The 12,961-nt window shown below is 74.7% G+C and carries 11 protein-coding genes; 7 read left to right on the top strand and 4 right to left on the bottom strand.

Translation table 11 applies throughout. The features are described 5' to 3' along the window. Positions 1-8 precede the first annotated feature (8 nt). From B124_RS03290 to B124_RS03280, 3 genes are all read left to right on the top strand, one after another. Positions 9-854: a GNAT family N-acetyltransferase gene (locus B124_RS03290; protein ID WP_496501088.1), complete on the top strand. Its 846-nt coding sequence runs from the start codon at positions 9-11 to the stop codon at positions 852-854. A gap of 146 nt (positions 855-1,000) precedes the next feature. Continuing rightward, positions 1,001-1,534 (top strand): GNAT family N-acetyltransferase, encoded by a 534-nt coding sequence (locus B124_RS03285; protein WP_496501087.1) that lies wholly within the window; start codon positions 1,001-1,003, stop codon positions 1,532-1,534. Between the two features lie 94 nt (positions 1,535-1,628). Then, on the top strand, positions 1,629-3,344 hold the full coding sequence (locus B124_RS03280) for a proline--tRNA ligase (protein ID WP_496501086.1): 1,716 nt from the start codon (positions 1,629-1,631) through the stop codon (positions 3,342-3,344). Between the two features lie 118 nt (positions 3,345-3,462). On the opposite strand, the gene B124_RS03275 is transcribed toward B124_RS03280, so the two are convergent. The 4 genes from B124_RS03275 to B124_RS03260 all read right to left on the bottom strand — a co-directional run bounded on the left by B124_RS03275 (position 3,463) and on the right by B124_RS03260 (position 7,575). Further along, positions 3,463-5,427 (bottom strand): penicillin-binding transpeptidase domain-containing protein, encoded by a 1,965-nt coding sequence (locus tag B124_RS03275; RefSeq protein ID WP_496501085.1) that lies wholly within the window; start codon positions 5,425-5,427, stop codon positions 3,463-3,465. 96 nt (positions 5,428-5,523) lie between these two features. Next, positions 5,524-6,444 (bottom strand): aminoglycoside phosphotransferase family protein, encoded by a 921-nt coding sequence (locus B124_RS03270; protein WP_496501084.1) that lies wholly within the window; start codon positions 6,442-6,444, stop codon positions 5,524-5,526. Between the two features lie 42 nt (positions 6,445-6,486). Next, positions 6,487-6,963 carry a DUF4439 domain-containing protein gene (locus B124_RS03265; protein WP_496501083.1) on the bottom strand — a complete coding sequence of 159 codons (477 nt, stop codon included), beginning with the start codon at positions 6,961-6,963 and terminating at the stop codon, positions 6,487-6,489. A 93-nt stretch (positions 6,964-7,056) separates the two neighbouring features. Then, the gene (locus B124_RS03260) at positions 7,057-7,575 is read right to left on the bottom strand and encodes a hypothetical protein (RefSeq protein ID WP_496501276.1); all 519 of its coding nucleotides are present in this window, start codon (positions 7,573-7,575) and stop codon (positions 7,057-7,059) included. 136 nt (positions 7,576-7,711) lie between these two features. On the opposite strand from B124_RS03260, the gene rimP reads away from it, so the two are divergent. The 4 genes from rimP (at position 7,712) to infB (ending at position 12,872) form a co-directional block, all read left to right on the top strand. Next, a complete protein-coding gene (gene rimP, locus B124_RS03255; protein WP_496501082.1) occupies positions 7,712-8,212 on the top strand; it encodes a ribosome maturation factor RimP in 501 nt (166 codons plus the stop codon). Between the two features lie 2 nt (positions 8,213-8,214). Continuing rightward, positions 8,215-9,201, top strand: coding sequence for a transcription termination factor NusA (gene nusA, locus B124_RS03250; RefSeq protein WP_496501081.1), 987 nt, complete (start codon positions 8,215-8,217; stop codon positions 9,199-9,201). A gap of 219 nt (positions 9,202-9,420) precedes the next feature. Beyond that, complete coding sequence (locus B124_RS03245) at positions 9,421-9,711, top strand: YlxR family protein (protein WP_496501275.1); 291 nt, start codon at positions 9,421-9,423, stop codon at positions 9,709-9,711. Positions 9,712-9,872: 161 nt separating this feature from the next. Beyond that, on the top strand, positions 9,873-12,872 hold the full coding sequence (infB, locus tag B124_RS03240; RefSeq protein ID WP_496501080.1) for a translation initiation factor IF-2: 3,000 nt from the start codon (positions 9,873-9,875) through the stop codon (positions 12,870-12,872). Positions 12,873-12,961 lie beyond the last annotated feature (89 nt).

The raw sequence follows: 12,961 nt of genomic DNA, 5'->3' as shown, positions 1-12,961 counted from the left end.
GTGCCGCTGTGTTGACGACCACCACCACACGGCTGCTCGAACCCGCGGAGCTCGACGCGGCTCGCGCCGTGCTCGACCGCGAACCGGTCGCCAACGCGTTCGTCGCCTCCCGCGTCGCCGTCGCCGGGCTCGACCCCTGGCGCCTCGGCGGTGAGCTGTGGGGCTGGTACGCCGGCGGGCGGCTGGAGTCGCTCTGCTACGCCGGCGCCAACCTCGTGCCCGTCTGCGCCACCCCCGAGGCCGTACGCGGCTTCGCCGAGCGCGCCCGGCGCGCCGGGCGGCGCTGCTCCTCCATCGTCGGCCCGGCCGGGCCCACCGCCGGGCTGTGGTCCCTGCTGGAGCCGGCCTGGGGGCCGGCGCGCGAGGTGCGCGCGCGGCAGCCGCTGATGGTCACCACCTCGATGCCCGCGGACATCGAGCCCGACCCGCTGGTCCGCCGCATCCGCAAGGACGAGATGGACCTGATCATGCCCGCGTGCGTGGCGATGTTCACCGAGGAGGTCGGCATCTCCCCGCTCGACGGCGACGGCGGCCTGCTGTACCAGGCGCGGGTCGCGGAACTGGTCGGCGGCGGCCGGTCCTTCGCGCGCGTGGAGGACGGCCAGGTCGTCTTCAAGGCGGAGATCGGTGCGGCGACGGCGCACGCGTGCCAGATCCAGGGTGTGTGGGTGGCGCCGGAGCACCGCGGGCGCGGGCTGTCGGAGACGGGCCTCGCGGCGGTCCTGCGGTACGCGCTGCGCGAGGTGGCGCCGGTGGTCAGCCTGTACGTGAACGACTTCAACACGGTGGCCCGCGCGGCGTACCGCAGGGTGGGCTTCCGCGAGGTCGGGGCGTTCATGAGCGTGCTGTTCTGACCGGCGTGCCCGTCGGGGACGGGGGGCTGCCGGGCTCGTACGGACGCCTGTACGGGCGCCGTGCCCGCGGCGTACCGGCGTCGTGCCGGGGGCGTGCACACGGGGGTGGCCGGACGGCCCGCGAGCGCAGGGTAGGGTGCCCAGCCATGGATGACGTCGTCGTCGGCCCTCTCGACCTCGCCGCCCGCGTGGACGACGCGCTTGCCGTACAGGCCGTCGCCTTCGGGCTCACCGACGACGAGATCGCCGTCCGCCGCCACGTCGTGCTGCGGCACCTGACCAACGCGGGCGCCCGCGCGCTCGGCGCAACCACCGCCACCGGCCGGCTCGCCGGGTTCGTCTACGGCATGCCGAACAACCGCGTGTACTGGTGGTCCACGGTCGTTCAGCCGTATCTGCGCGCCGTGGGCGAGGACCGCTGGCTCGACGACACCTTCGTGATCACCGAGCTGCACGTGCACCCCGTCTTCCAGCAGCGCGGCATCGGCCGCGAGCTGATCACGCGCATCACCGACACCGCCGCGGAGCCCAAGAGCCTGCTCTCGGCGATCGACGTGGAAAGCCCCGCGCGCCACCTGTACCGGCAGCTCGGCTACCGCGACCTCGCCCGCCGCGTCGTCTTCCCCGGCGCCCCCAGCCCGTACGTGGTGATGGGCGCCGAGCTGCCGCTGCTGCGCTGAGCTGTCCGCGTGAGTTGTCCACAACCGGCGAGTTGTCCACAGGTTCGGCGGACGAATTACCGGCGGGCACGCCTCCGGCGCTAGAGTCCACCGCATGAGCCAGCACAGCCACGTTCAGCGCATGTCCCGGATGATGCTCAAGACGTTGCGCGACGACCCGGCCGACGCCGAGACCGCGAGCCACAAGCTGCTCGTCCGCGCGGGATACGTCCGCCGCTCGTCCGCCGGGGTGTGGACGTGGCTGCCGCTCGGCAAGCGGGTCCTGGAGAACGTGGCGCGGGTCGTCCGCGAGGAGATGGACGGGATCGGCGGCCAGGAGGTGCTGCTGCCCGCGCTGCTGCCCCGCGAGCTGTACGAGACCACGGGCCGCGCCGAGGAGTACGGCGACCTGCTGTTCTCGCTCAAGGACCGCAAGGGCGTGGAGTACGTGCTCGGTCCCACGCACGAGGAGCTGTTCGCCCAGGTGGTCAAGGATCAGTGCTCGTCCTACAAGGACATGCCCGTGATCCTCTACCAGATCCAGATCAAGTACCGGGACGAGGCCCGGCCCCGCTCCGGGGTGCTGCGCGGGCGCGAGTTCCACATGAAGGACTCGTACTCCTTCGACACCTCCGACGACGGCCTCGCCGCCTCCTACGGGCTGCACCGCGAGGCGTACCAGCGGATCTTCGACCGGCTCGGCTTCGACTACCGCATCGTCTCCGCCGTCTCCGGCGCCATGGGCGGCTCGGCCAGCGAGGAGTTCCTCGCCCCCGCCGCCGCGGGTGAGGACACGTACGTGCAGTGCCCCTCCTGCGGTTACGCGGCGAACACCGAGGCGCTGACGACCACGGTGACGCCCGGCCCGGTCGACGGGCACCCGCCGGCCGAGGAGCTGGACACCCCGGACACCCCGACGATCGAGACCCTCGCCGCGTACCTGGACATCCCCGCCTCCGCGACGCTGAAGAACCTGCTGGTGAAGGTCGACGGCGAGATCACCGCGGTCGGCGTGCCCGGCGACCGCGAGGTGGACCTCGGCAAGCTCGCCGAGCTGCTGGCCCCGGCCGAGGTCGAGGTCGTCACCGCCGAGGACTTCGCCGACCGCCCCGACCTCGTCCGGGGGTACATCGGGCCGCAGGGCATGGCCGGCAAGGCGTTCCGTTATCTGGCTGACCCCCGCGTCGCCCCGGGCACCTCGTGGGTGACGGGCTCCAACAGGCTCGGCTCGCACACGCGGAACGTGGTGTGCGGCCGTGACTTCGAAGTCGACCAGTACGTCGACGTGGTTGTCGTCGAGCCCGGCGACCCCTGCCCGCGCTGCGGCGCGGGCATCGAGCTGGACCGGGCCATCGAGATCGGCCACATCTTCCAGCTCGGCCGCAAGTACGCGGACGCCTTCGAGCTGGACGTCCTCGGCCAGGACGGCAAGCCGGTGCGGGTGACCATGGGTTCGTACGGGATCGGGGTCTCCCGGGCCGTCGCCGCGCTCGCCGAGCAGACGCACGACGAGCTGGGGCTGTGCTGGCCGCGCGAGGTGGCCCCGGCGGACGTGCACATCGTCGCGGCGGGCAAGGCCAAGCAGACGGAGCTGGCGCTGGATCTCGCGGAGAAGCTGGGCGCGGCGGGCGTGCGGGTGCTGGTGGACGACCGGGCGTCGGTGTCGCCGGGCGTGAAGTTCACCGACGCCGAGCTGATCGGGGTGCCGCAGATCCTGGTCGCGGGGCGGCGCGCGGGCGACGGCGTGGTGGAGCTGAAGGACCGGCGCACAGGGGAGCGCGAGGAACTGCCGGTGGCCGAGGCACTGGCGCGGCTGACGACGCCGGGCTGACGAAACGGGGCTGACAAGGCCGGGCTGACGACGCCGGGTACGGCGGCGGGCTGACGACGCCGGGGTGAGTGCGGCGGGGTGAGAGCGGCAGGCTGACGGCGGTGCCCGGGGCCGGGCGCTAGCCGGCGGCGGCTGCGGCCCGCAGGAAGTCTGCGGCTACCGGTCCCGCGTCCCTGCCGCCGGAGCCGCCGTCCTCGACGAGGACGCTGAAGGCGAGGTCCGCGCCCTCCAGATAGCCGATCATCCAGGCGTGGGTGCGCGGCGGGCTCTCCGTTCCGAACTCGGCGGTGCCCGTCTTGGCGTGCGGCAGGCCCGGGATCCCGCGGAGCGCCGAGCCCGACCCGTCGGTGACGGCGCCGCGCAGCAGCGCGCGGAGCTGCTCGTAGGTCCGCTTGTCGAGCGTCTCCCGCGCCTCGTACGGCTTGTCCACCGCGTCCGGCACCAGCACCGGCTGGCGGAACTGGCCGGCCTTCACCGTCGCCGCCACCGACGCCATCACCAGCGGGCTCGCCTCCACCCGGCCCTGGCCGATCATCGCCGCCGCCTTGTCGTTCTCGCCGTCGGCCGCCGGCACGCTGCCGTCGAAGGTGGCCGCGCCGACCTGCCAGGTGCCGCCGATGCCGAAGGCGCGGGCGGTGCGCGTCAGGGTGTGCGCGTCCAACTCGTCGCGCAGGCCGACGAAGGCGGTGTTGCAGGACTGCGCGAACGCCTCGGCGAAGGTGGTGCCGGGCGGCAGGGCGAAGTCGTCCTGGTTCTCGAAGCGCTGCCCCGCCACGTTCGCCGCCGCCGGGCAGGCCACGCGGTCCCCGGCGGCCAGGCCCCCGTCGAGGAGCGCGGCGGCGGTGACCGTCTTGAACGTGGAGCCGGGCGGGAAGCGGCCGGTCAGCGCGTGGCTCTCGCCGGCGCCGGGACTGTCGGCCGCGGCCAGCACCCGGCCCGTACCGGGATCGAGCGCGACGATCGAGGCGCTTCTGCCGCGTTTTCCGGGTTTACCGATGTCCCCGACCGCCTCCTCCGCGGCGCGCTGCACGCCCGGGTCGATCGTCGTGCGCACCGGCCTGCCCGCGCCCGGCTTCTTCCGGGCCAGGGTGCGCACCGGCGCGCCCGTGGCCCGGTCGGCGATCAGGACCTCGGCGCCGGGCGCCGCGTACAGCCGCCCGTCGTAGCGCGCCTGCAGCGCCGAGGCGCCCCTGTCGGTGTCCGGGGAGACGGCGCCGACCACGGAGCGGGCCAGATGCGCGACGGGCTGCGTGGAGTCGGTGAACTGCAGCCCGGGGACGGCCAGCAGCCGGTCGCGGTGCTGCCGGTAGACCTCGTCCCGCAGCGTCACCACCGGCACCGACTCGTCGGGTCCCGCGGCGGCCACGCGCTTCTTCAGCCGCGGGACGTCGAGGTCCGCGCCGAGCGCGGGGTCGGCGAGGACGTCGTACGCGCGGCCGGGGTCCGACAGTTTCGCGGGCCAGATGGAGACGGCCCACACCTTGGCGTCGCCGGCCAGTTCGGAGCCGTCGGCCGCGAGTATCGGGGCGCGCTGGGCGCGGCGGGTGGTCGTGACCAGGGTCTGGTGGCGGCGCAGCGCGGGGTGGACGAGCCGGGGCTCCCAGCGCACCCGCCAGCCGCCGTCCCTGCCGCCCGCGCCGTCGCTCTCGCCCTTGCCGTCGCCGTCGTCGCCGCCGCTGTCCGGCGGCAGGGCCGTCGCGCGGGTCTCGTACTCCCAGGTGCCGAAGCCGGGCAGGCGCAGGCGCACGGAGAACGGCACGGTGTACGTGCCGTCGTCGCCCTTCTCGGCGTCGTCCAGGGACACGAGCACCTCCCGCGGGGCCAGCCCGCGGTGTACGGAGTCCAGCAGGTCGGCCGCGGCCCGCGGCCGGTCGGTGTGGCGCGCGGCCTCCTCGTGGGCGCCGCGCGCCCAGGCGGCCACGTACGCCCGCACCTGACGCTGCGCGTCGTCCGCGGCCTCGTCGCCGCCGCTGACGTACGCGATGCCCCCGGCCAGCACCCCGGCCGCGACCACGACGGCCCCGGCGATCAGGGCCCGGGTCCTCGTCTTCGACCGCGCGCGGGGGGGCGGAGCCAGCTCCATGCGGGCATCCTAGGCCGTCGCCGCCACCGCACCGGGGACGCCAACAGGCCGTCCGTGAACGGCGGTCGGCCGCCGCCGGCCCCCCTCCGGGAGCGGTCAGAGCCAGCCCGCGTACTCCAGGTGGAGTTCGCCGCCGTTGCGTTCGCCGCGGGCCAGGGCCGTCACGCCCGTCGCGACACAGCGGAACAGCGTCCAGCCCCGCAGCCGGTCGCGGTCCACGTCCAGGGAGTCCGCCAGCTTCGTCAGCCGCCGCCGCGTCGCCGCCGCCGCGCCCGGCGCGGCCACGAGGGTGTCGACGCGGTCCCGGGCCGGCCAGGCCAGGTCGTACGCCCGCTCGCCCACCAGCGGACGCGGCCCCACCGCGAGCCACGGCATCCGCTCGGCGGCCAGCACGTGCCCCTGGTGGTAGTCGCCGTGCAGCAGCACGTCGGGTCCCGCCGCCGTCCGGTCGCCGAGCAGCGCCTCGCGGCGCTCCAGCGCCGCGTCGACCAGCTCCGCGTACGGCTCGGCGCGCAGCTCGCGCAGTTGCTCCGCGAGCCGCCCGGTGTGGTCCGCCACCGTTGGCAGCACGTGCCCCTCCGGCGGCGGGGTCCACAGCCGCTGCAGCGTCGCCGCCGCCTCCAACTGCGCCTTGGCCTCCGCCAGCGAGCGGAGGCTGACGTCCGCCTGCAGCCGCTCAAGCAGCAGCGCCCCCGAGGCGGCGTCGGCGCGCAGCAGCCGCACGGCGCCGACGCCGTTCCAGTGCTCCAGCGCGCGCTGCTCCGCCGCGATGCGCTCCGGCTCGTACGCGACCTTGAGCGCGGCCGGAGTGCCGTCCTCCTGCCGTACGAGGACGAGGATGCTGGTCCGGCCGCCCGGCGCGTGCACCCGCTCCGCGGTCAGCGCCCAGCGCCGCAGCAGGCCGTCCACCAGCTCGGACAGCCCCGCGAGCCAGGCGCGGCCCGGGTCGCCGTGGGCGGAGACGTGGCGCACCAGGCGCTCCGGCGGCTCGGGCCGGTACTGCGGTGCAAATGCCATACGGGCGGTGTCCTCTGGCTGGTTCTGGCCGGGGCGTTCGGGTCAGTCCGTGCGGCCGGCGCCCTTCTGCCGGCCCGCGGGTGCGGTGTCGGGCGTGCGTTCGGCCAGCCCAGGGAAGGCTACGCTCCCGCCGCGCCAGCGCGCCGCCCGGACCGCCGCCTCGCGCAGCGCCGCCGCCGCGTCACGGCGCAGCTCGCCCTCCGCGGCGCGGACGAGATCGGCGTAGCTGCCCGCGATCCGGTCCTCCAGCTCGGTCGCCAGCCGTACGGCGGCGGCCTCGTCCGGCACCGCGAACGGCAGCGCGTACGCGGCGGCGGCGGGCTGCGGCCGGTCGCCGAGGTCGGTGACGGCGCGGCTGAGGGCGTCGCGGCGGGCGCGGTGGGCGTCGTAGCCGGCGCGCGCCTGGTCGGCCAGGCCGCCGGCGTGGGCGCCGACGACGCCGTAGCCGTAGACGGCGGCGTGCTCGGCGGCCAGCGCGCGCTGCACGGCGGCGCGGACCTCGTCGGACGGTTCGCTCACGATGCCTCCTGGGCTAGGGCGCAGACCCTACGTGGCGGGGGCGGCCCGCCGGCCGGTTCCCGCCGCGGTGCCGGGCGACCGGCCCCGTAGCGCTCACGTCCACGTCCCGAGGAGGTAGACGTGGGCCGCGCCGGCCGCGGCGACCGAGGCCAGCAGCCCGGCGAACTCGCCCGGGGCCGTGGCCAGGGCCGCGGTGTGGGCGTCGGCGGTGCGCTTCTCGGCGGTGGCCAGCGCGGCGAGGGCCTGTGCCGCACCGGCGGGCACCGGAACGCCGCCGCGCTTGCCCGGCGTCGGCGGGGCGGCGTCGGCGCGGTCGCCGGGTCCTGCCACGCCGGGTCCCGGGGACGCCGCGCGGGTGTCCGCGGGCAGGCCGCGGGCCAGGGCGGAAACGTGCTGCGCCACCTCCGTACGCAGCGGGTCGAGCGCCGTGGCCAGGCCGGGGTGCGCCGCGGCCGTCGCGTCGTAGCGGCGCAGCAGCCCGCGCGACTCGTCCGCGGCCCGGCGCCGGAGCCGCTCGGTCCGCGCGGGGTCGGCGTCCCCGCCGTCGCCGTCGTCCCCGGAACAGCCCGCGGTGGTGCCGGTCGCCGCCAGCACGGCGGCACCGGCCAGCACGGTCCTTCTCGCCGGGAGTCCCTTGATCCGCACGAGCCGAGACTACCGGTGGGCAACGCACAGGTCGTGGAGCGGATACCCTTTGACCGGACACGTGACGTCACACAACAGCACACGCGGCCGAGGAGTCACCCGGATGAGCACCACCCAGAACGAGAGGCTGCGGGATCTGCTGGAGCCGCTCGTCAAGGAGCGCGACCTCGATCTGGAGGAGATCGCGCTCACCCCGGCCGGCAGGCGGCGTGTCCTGCGGGTCGTGGTCGACGCCGACGGCGGCGTGGGCCTGGACACCTGCGCGGAGTTGAGCCGCCGCGTCGCGGAGGAGCTGGACGCCACCGACGCCATGGGCGACCGCCCGTACGTCCTGGAAGTCACCTCTCCCGGTGCGGACCGCCCGCTGACCCTGCCGCGGCACTACCGTCGTGCGGCGGACCGGTTGGTCAGGGTGCAACTACGGGAGGGCGGCGAAGTCGTGGGACGCATCACCGCGGTGGACGACGCGGGACTGGACCTGAAGGTGCCGGGGGTGAAGGGTCGTAAGCCCGGCGCCCGGCGGCTGGAGTTCGACGAGATCGCCTCGGCCCGGGTCGAGATCGAGTTCAACCGCAAGGCGACGAAGGACGAGGAGGGCTCGTAGCCGTGGACATCAAGATGAGCGTCCTGCGCCAGGCTGCGGAGGCGAAGGAGATCTCTCTCGACCTGCTGATCGAGGCCATCGAGTCGGCCCTCCTCATCGCCTACCACCGCACGGAGGGCAGCCGCCAGCAGGCCCGCGTAGAGCTGAACCGGGAGACCGGGCACGTCACGGTGTGGGCCAAGGAGGACCCGGACGACGTGCCGGAGGGCGGCGAGGCACGCGAGTTCGACGACACCCCGTCGGGTTTCGGCCGGATCGCGGCCACCACCGCGAAGCAGGTCATCCTGCAGCGGCTGCGGGACGCCGAGGAGGAGGTCACCTTCGGTGAGTACGCGGGCCGCGAGGGCGACATCGTCATGGGCGTCGTCCAGCAGGGCAAGGACCCGAACAACGTGCTGGTCGACATCGGCCGGCTGGAGGCCATCCTGCCGGTGCAGGAGCAGGTGCCGGGCGAGGACTACAAGCACGGCACCCGGCTGCGTACGTACGTGGTGCGGGTGACCAAGGGCGTGCGCGGCCCGTCCGTGACGCTGTCGCGCACCCATCCGAACCTGGTGAAGAAGCTCTTCGCGCTGGAGGTGCCGGAGATCGCCGACGGCTCGGTGGAGATCGCGGCCATCGCGCGCGAGGCCGGGCACCGTACGAAGATCGCGGTCCGGTCCACCCGCTCCGGGCTGAACGCCAAGGGCGCCTGCATCGGGCCGATGGGCGGCCGGGTGCGCAACGTGATGGCCGAGCTGGGCGGCGAGAAGATCGACATCGTCGACTGGTCCGACGAGCCGGCGGACCTGGTCGCCAACGCGCTGTCCCCGGCCCGGGTCACCAAGGTCGACATCGTGGACCTGGCGGCGCGCTCGGCGCGGGTGACGGTGCCGGACTACCAGCTCTCGCTGGCGATCGGCAAGGAGGGCCAGAACGCGCGGCTCGCGGCCAGGCTGACGGGCTGGCGCATCGACATCCGCCCGGACACGGAGCCGGCGGCGGACTGACCACCGCCACAGCCTGCGGCGGTGCCGCGGATCCGGGCCCTGCCCGGTCCCTCGTCCCGCCTGACGGGCCGGAGCCGCCGCGGGAAAACCCGGTCGCGTCGCCGGGCCTAGATCACGTATCGTCGGGCCCGCCGCGGGCTTGGCGTTGCCCTGGGCGAAAACAGCCGTTCGATTGGCACCCCGAGGTGGGTGTCCGTCGTCGTGGAGGTAGACTTGAGCGTGTCTGGCCGGACGCGCGCCCGGGCCTGCCCCGAGCGCACCTGCGTGGGGTGCCGGGTGCGTGCGGCCAAAGGCGATCTGCTGCGTGTGGTGGAGGCCGGGGGCGCGTGCGTCCCTGATCCCCGCGGTACGCTGCCCGGCCGGGGCGCTTATCTGCACCCCGTCAAGGCATGCCTCGACCTGGCGGTTCGCCGTCGGGCGTTCGTCCGGGCCCTGCGGGCCCGGGGCCCGCTCGGCACCGCGGACGTGGACCGTTTCGTGGCGCAGCAGGCCGTGGAGGCAGAGACATGAGCACGAAGAGCACGAGTGCCGCGCGGAACACCGCGCGGCCAGGTACCTCGCGAGTCGGAAGTGGGTCGAGATTGCGATGAGCACTCGATGAGTACGCGATGAGTACGCCCATGCAGAAGTAGCGACGGTCCGGCGGACACCCCCGGACCAGAAGGAGCGAAGTGGCTAAGGTCCGGGTATACGAACTCGCCAAGGAGTTCGGCGTCGAGAGCAAGGTCGTCATGGCCAAGCTCCAAGAACTTGGCGAATTCGTCCGCTCGGCGTCCTCGACCATCGAGGCGCCGGTCGTACGCAAACTGACTGACGCATTCCAGTCCGGCAACGGCTCGGCTGCGGCCAAGCCGGCCGGCAAGCCTGCCGCGCCGAAGAAGAAGGCCGCCCCCAAGCCCGGCGTGCCCGGCGCACCCGCGGCGAAGCCCGCCCCCGTCAAGCCCGAGCAGGCCGCGGAGCGCAAGCCCGCCCCGCGCCCCGGCGCCGACGCCGGCAGGCCCGCGCCCGCCCCGGCGCCCCGTCCGGGTCCGACCCCGCCGGCGCAGAAGGCCCCGGCGCCTGAGGCACCGGAGTTCACCGCGCCGCCCGCCGCGGACCGCGGCGGTGCCCCGAAGCCCGGTGCGAAGCCGGGTCCGCGTCCGCCCGCCCCCGCGCGGGGCGGCGGTCAGGGTGGCGGCCAGCCCGGCGGCGGCCGTCCCGGCGGCGCGCGCCCCGGCGCGCCCGGCCCGCGTCCCGGTGGCAGGCCCGCGGGCCCGCGCCCGGGCAACAACCCGTTCACGTCCAGCGGCTCCACCGGCATGGCCCGTCCGCAGGCCCCGCGCCCGCAGGCCCCCCGCCCCGGCGGCGGCCAGGGCGGCGCGCAGGGCGGCGGCCCGCGCCCGCAGGCGCCGGGCGGCTCCCGGCCCACCCCGGGCGGCATGCCCCGGCCGCAGGGCGGCCAGGGCGGCGGCCCGCGTCCCGGCGGTCCGCGCCCGAACCCCGGCATGATGCCGCAGCGCCCCGCACCCAGCGGGCGCCCCGGCGCCCCGGCCGGCGGTCGTCCCGGCGGCGGTGGCCGTCCGGGCGGCGGGCCCGGCGGTCGTCCGGGCGGCGGCGGTGGCGGCGGTCGTCCCGGCGGCGGCGGCGGCTTCGGCGGTCGTCCCGGTGGCGGCGGCGGTGGCGGCGGCTTCGGTGGCCGTCCCGGCGGCGGCGGTGGCCGTCCCGGCTTCGGCGGCCGTCCCGGCGGTCCCGGTGGCCGCGGTGGCACGCAGGGCGCCTTCGGCCGTCCCGGCGGTCCCGCGCGCCGCGGTCGCAAGTCGAAGCGGCAGCGCCGCCAGGAGTACGAGCAGATGCAGGCGCCGTCCATCGGCGGCGTGATGCTTCCGCGCGGCAAGGGCGAGACGGTCCGTCTCTCCCGTGGCGCGTCGCTCACCGACTTCGCAGAGAAGATCAACGCCAACCCGGCGTCCCTGGTCCAGGTGATGTTCAACCTGGGCGAGATGGTCACCGCGACGCAGTCCGTCTCCGACGAGACGCTGCACCTCCTGGGCGAGGAGATGAACTACACCGTCCAGGTCGTCAGCCCGGAGGAGGAGGACCGCGAGCTGCTCGACTCCTTCGACATCGAGTTCGGCGAGGACGAGGGCGGCGAGGAAGCGCTCGTGGCGCGGCCCCCGGTGGTCACCGTCATGGGTCACGTCGACCACGGCAAGACGCGCCTTCTGGACGCGATCCGCAAGACCAACGTCCTGGAGGGCGAGGCCGGCGGCATCACCCAGCACATCGGCGCGTACCAGGTGGCGACCGACGTCAACGGCGAGGAGCGCCGGATCACCTTCATCGACACCCCGGGTCACGAGGCGTTCACCGCCATGCGTGCCCGCGGTGCGAAGGCGACCGACATCGCGATCCTCGTGGTCGCGGCCAACGACGGCGTGATGCCGCAGACGGTCGAGGCGCTGAACCACGCCAAGGCGGCCGACGTGCCGATCGTCGTCGCGGTCAACAAGATCGACGTCGAGGGCGCCGACCCGTCGAAGGTGCGCGGCCAGCTCACCGAGTACGGGCTGGTGGCCGAGGAGTACGGCGGCGAGACGATGTTCGTCGACATCTCCGCCAAGCAGGGCCTGCACATCGAGGACCTGCTGGAGGCCGTCGTCCTCACCGCGGACGCCAGCCTGGACCTGCGGGCGAACCCGCAGCAGGCCGCCGAGGGCATCGCGATCGAGGCCCACCTCGACCGCGGGCGCGGCGCCCTGGCGACCGTGCTGGTCCAGCGCGGCACGCTGCGTGTCGGGGACACGATGGTCGTCGGCGACGCCTACGGCCGCGTGCGGGCCATGCTCGACGACCTGGGCAACCCCCTGGGGGAGGTCGGTCCCTCGACCCCCGCCCAGGTGCTCGGTCTGACCAGCGTCCCCGGCGCCGGGGACAACTTCCTGGTGGTCGAGGAGGACCGTACGGCCCGCCAGATCGCCGAGAAGCGCGCCGCGCGCGAGCGCAACGCCGCCTTCGCCAAGCGCACCCGCCGGGTGTCGCTGGAGGACCTGGACAAGGTGCTCAAGGCCGGCGAGGTGCAGCAGCTCAACCTCATCATCAAGGGCGACGCGGCTGGTTCCGTCGAGGCGCTGGAGTCCTCGCTCATGCAGTTGGACGTCGGTGAAGAGGTCGACCTGCGCGTGCTCCACCGCGGCGTGGGTGCGGTCACCGAGACCGACATCGACCTGGCCACGGGCTCGGACGCGATCGTGATCGGCTTCAACGTCCGCGCCGAGGGCCGGGCGACGCAGATGGCCGAGCGCGAGGGCGTCGACGTCCGCTACTACTCGGTGATCTACCAGGTCATCGAGGAGATCGAGGCCGCGCTGAAGGGCATGCTCAAGCCGGAGTACGAGGAGGTGGAGCTCGGCACCGCCGAGATCCGCGAGGTCTTCCGCTCCTCCAAGCTGGGCAACATCGCCGGTGTGCTCATCCGCTCCGGCGAGGTCAAGCGCAACTCCAAGGCCCGGGTCATCCGCGACGGCAAGGTGGTCGCGGAGAACCTCAACATCGAGGGCCTGCGCCGCTTCAAGGACGACGTCACCGAGATCCGCGAAGGCTTCGAGGGCGGTATCAACCTCGGAAACTTCAACGACATCAAGGTCGACGACGTCATCGCGACGTACGAGATGCGCGAGAAGCCGCGCGGCTGATCCGCAGCACAGGCAGGGGGCGGCCCTTCACGAAGGGCCGCCCCCTCGCCGCCCCTCCATCCCGTATATCCCGTACCGGCGGGTGATCC

It is taken from the genome of Streptomyces sp. CNP082 (assembly GCF_059570535.1).
The sequence above is the reverse complement of the archived record's forward strand: the minus strand, read 5'-3'. Positions and strand labels throughout refer to the sequence as shown.